This is a genomic window from Bdellovibrionota bacterium (assembly GCA_035292885.1).
Taxonomy (GTDB): Bacteria; Bdellovibrionota_G; JALEGL01; order JALEGL01; family DATDPG01; genus DATDPG01.
In genome coordinates this window covers 1-3184 of record DATDPG010000049.1, presented here as the reverse complement: position 1 = coordinate 3184, position 3184 = coordinate 1, and the positions used below count along the sequence as shown (strand labels likewise).

General features: G+C 56.2%; 5 protein-coding genes. All 5 read right to left on the bottom strand.

Translation table 11 applies throughout. The features are described from left to right. Window positions 1-206 (bottom strand): M24 family metallopeptidase (locus VI895_04165; GenBank protein ID HLG18998.1); only part of this gene is annotated, 206 nt, incomplete at its 3' end. A 32-nt stretch (window positions 207-238) separates the two neighbouring features. Further along, window positions 239-877, bottom strand: coding sequence for an adenylate kinase (locus VI895_04160; GenBank protein HLG18997.1), 639 nt, complete (start codon window positions 875-877; stop codon window positions 239-241). Window positions 878-880: 3 nt separating this feature from the next. After that, window positions 881-2203 (bottom strand): preprotein translocase subunit SecY, encoded by a 1323-nt coding sequence (gene secY / locus VI895_04155; GenBank protein ID HLG18996.1) that lies wholly within the window; start codon window positions 2201-2203, stop codon window positions 881-883. A gap of 4 nt (window positions 2204-2207) precedes the next feature. Next, entirely contained in the window at window positions 2208-2654 is a 447-nt protein-coding gene (rplO, locus tag VI895_04150) for a 50S ribosomal protein L15 (GenBank protein HLG18995.1), read from the bottom strand. A gap of 2 nt (window positions 2655-2656) precedes the next feature. After that, window positions 2657-3091, bottom strand: coding sequence for a 50S ribosomal protein L30 (gene rpmD / locus VI895_04145; GenBank protein HLG18994.1), 435 nt, complete (start codon window positions 3089-3091; stop codon window positions 2657-2659). Window positions 3092-3184 lie beyond the last annotated feature (93 nt).

Here is a 3184-nt window from a genome sequence, read left to right as displayed (position 1 = left end):
GAAGGCATTCCGTGCACGACCTGCTCGTTGATGGAGGCGCACAGAGTGAAGGGATATCCCCGGTATCCCTTGAACGCCGGTTTCGCCCCCTTCTTTTGAATCAACGCCTCGGCCTCCCGGTCAAGCTCCAACGTGGAGACTCCAGGTTCAACGACTTTCTTAAGAGCCTCCAAAACTTCCGCCACGATTGTGTTACATTTCTTCATAATTTCGATATCTTGATCACGTTTTAGCAATATCATGGTTGAAGTCCGATAGATCGGTCTATGGAGCGGGCAACCTCTTTCGGCGGCGCCGACCCCTCCACGACGCGTAATAGTCCGGCGTCCCGATACCTCGCGACCAGCGGCTCCGTCTGTTTGCGATAGACATTCAGTCTCTTTCGAATCGTTTCCGGCTGATCGTCCGACCGAACGGTCAGATCTTCTCCGCAACGATCGCATCGGTCTCCCTTCGCCGAGGGGCTGAATTCAATGTGAAAAACATGCCCCCGGGGACATTGCCGGCGCCCCGCCAGCCGTCGGATCACCTCGGAGTCCGCCACGGTCAGACTGATCACGTGATCCACCGACTTCCGCTCGAGCTTGAGCATGGAATCAAGCGCGTCCGCCTGTTCGACCGTCCTGGGAAAGCCGTCCAGCACAAAACCGCCCGTTTTGGGGAGTTTTTCGCGAATCAGTCCCACGACGACTTCGTCCGGCACCAAGGCCCCGCGATCCATATAACCTTTGGCCTTATTGCCCAATTCGCTCCCCTTCGCTACCGATTCGCGGAGAAGGTCTCCGGTGGAAATATGAGCGAGGTGGTGCCGCCCGGCCATTTCCTTGGCTTGCGTTCCTTTCCCCGCGCCCGGCGCTCCAAGAAGAATCACGTTCACACCCTATCCTCTTCGGCTCTTAATCCGGCTGGCGCGCGGCCCCAGGAATCCTTCGTAATGATGGGTCAACAGATGGGCTTCGATCTGGGCGACGGTGTCCAGCGCGACACCGACGACGATCAAGAGGCTCGTACCGCCGAAATAAAACGACACGCCCCCTTCGGTTTTTAGCAGCATCGGCAACACGCACACGGCCGAAATATAGAGCGCCCCGATGAGTGTGAGTCTTTCCACGACTCTCTCAATATATTCCGCCGTCGTCTTGCCCGGCCGAATTCCCGGAACGTAGCCGCCGTACTTCTTCATGTTCTCGGCGACATCGTCCGGATTGAGCTGAATGGCCGTGTAGAAATAACAAAAGAATACGATCAGCGCGACATACAAACTATTATAGAGCCACCCTCCATAATTAAGCTGATCCGTAATTCGATGAATCCATCCCGTCGATCCGGGAGCCCAGGAAGAGATCGTCGCCGGAAACACCAGAAGAGAGCTGGCGAATATCGGCGGAATGACGCCGGCAGAATTTAACTTGATCGGGAAATACGTCCCCTGCCCCTGATACATTCGCCGGCCGACGATCCGTTTTGCATATTGAACCGGCACGCGCCGTTGGGCCTGTTCGAAGAAAATGATCGCGTAGACGACGGCGAGCATCAGAACGAGAAGCATCAAGAATCCGAGCGGCTGCATCTCGCCCTCCCGGATCATGCCCACCGTTTGGATGACGGCCCCAGGGAACCCCGCCACGATGCCCGAAAAGATAATCAACGAGATTCCGTTTCCGACGCCGCGCTCGGTCATCTGTTCCCCGAGCCACATCAGGAACGACGTCCCCGACGCGAGCGAAACGACCGTCTGGAACTTAAATGCCCAGCCCGGATTGATGACGAGCTGAACCTGCCCGACCCCTCCCCGGTGCTCGAACATCGTCGCCATCATGAACCCTTGTATGCAGCTCAAGAACACCGTTAAGTAGCGCGTGTACTGCGTGATTTTTCGGCGTCCGAATTCGCCTTCTTTCTGCAGCTGATCCAGATAAGGGAAAACCACCGTTAAGAGCTGTAAAATAATCGACGAGCTGATGTAGGGCATGATGCCCAGCGCGAAGATCGAGAAATTCTCGAGCGCTCCGCCGCTGAACAGATTGAACACTTCCAGTAAAGTCCCTCGACCCTGGTCGGCCCATAATTGGTGAAGGGCGGCGGCGTCCACTCCGGGCACCGGCACCTGAACCCCGAGACGATAGACGGCGACCAGACCCAAGGAAAAGAGGATCCGATTCCGCAGCTCGGGAATCTTCGCTACGTTCGCGATGTTGGCCATGGATCTACTTAACGACCTCGGCCTTTCCCCCCGCCTTCTCGATAGCGGTCACCGCACCCTTGCTGAAGGCCGGTGCTTTAATCGTCAACGCCTTCTTAATTTCACCCGCAGCCAAGACCTTCCACCGTCCAGCACGTTTGGTGTTGAGAAGACCGATTTTTTGAAGAGCTTCGGCATCCACGACCGCTCCCGCATCAAACCGATCGAAATCGCGCAAATTGACCACATGGGTCTCCTGCCGAAAGATATTCGTGAAGCCGAACTTTGGAACACGCCGAGCCAGCGGCATCTGTCCCCCCTCAAAATCTTGCTTGAGCGATCGTCCCGCACGGGACTTTTGTCCTTTATGACCGCGACCGGCCGTCTTTCCGAGACCGGAACTTTCTCCTCTTCCGGCTCGTCGATTCGCCTTTCTTGAGCCTCGGGGAGAGCGAAGATTCGACAAGTTCATTTCTATTTCCTCCCTTTAGCGGAAGTTGTTTTCTTTTTCGGTGCGGCCTTCTTGGCCGTCGTCTTTGTAGCCTTCGGCGCCGCGCTCTTCGCTTCTTTTTTCGCCGGCTCGGCCGGCTTCGCTTGGACCACCTTGGCTTCATCTTCCGCCTTCTTCATCTTTTTCTTTTGAGTCGCGGAAGGTTCCGTTACGACCGGCGTCGCGGGAGGGATGATCTCCATCATCGGGCGAGTCGATGCCGCCGCTCGCGCGGAAGCAGCCCGACTCACATCCACCAGGTGGATCACTTTCATCACCATTCCGCGAACGGACGAAGTATCGTTCAAAATCACGCGCTGATGACGGTGAAATAGCCCCAATCCGAGAAGGTTCTTCCGCTGGTTTGGAGTCAGACCAATTGAGCTTCGCATCAAACTGATTTCCAACTGCTGCGTCATCGTATTCCCCCCTTCAGACTACCGGCTCCACCGCAACGTCCGGCTGGTGACGATTGAAAACCACCGTCTCCGGATTCCGTAGATTCTCCAGAG

Bases quoted from the DNA above. Each gene is read 5' to 3' on its own strand.
- secY (HLG18996.1), bottom strand. From the start codon at position 2,203: ATGGCCAACATCGCGAACGTAGCGAAGATTCCCGAGCTGCGGAATCGG.
- rplO (HLG18995.1), bottom strand. From the start codon at position 2,654: ATGAACTTGTCGAATCTTCGCTCTCCCCGAGGCTCAAGAAAGGCGAAT.
- rpmD (HLG18994.1), bottom strand. From the start codon at position 3,091: ATGACGCAGCAGTTGGAAATCAGTTTGATGCGAAGCTCAATTGGTCTG.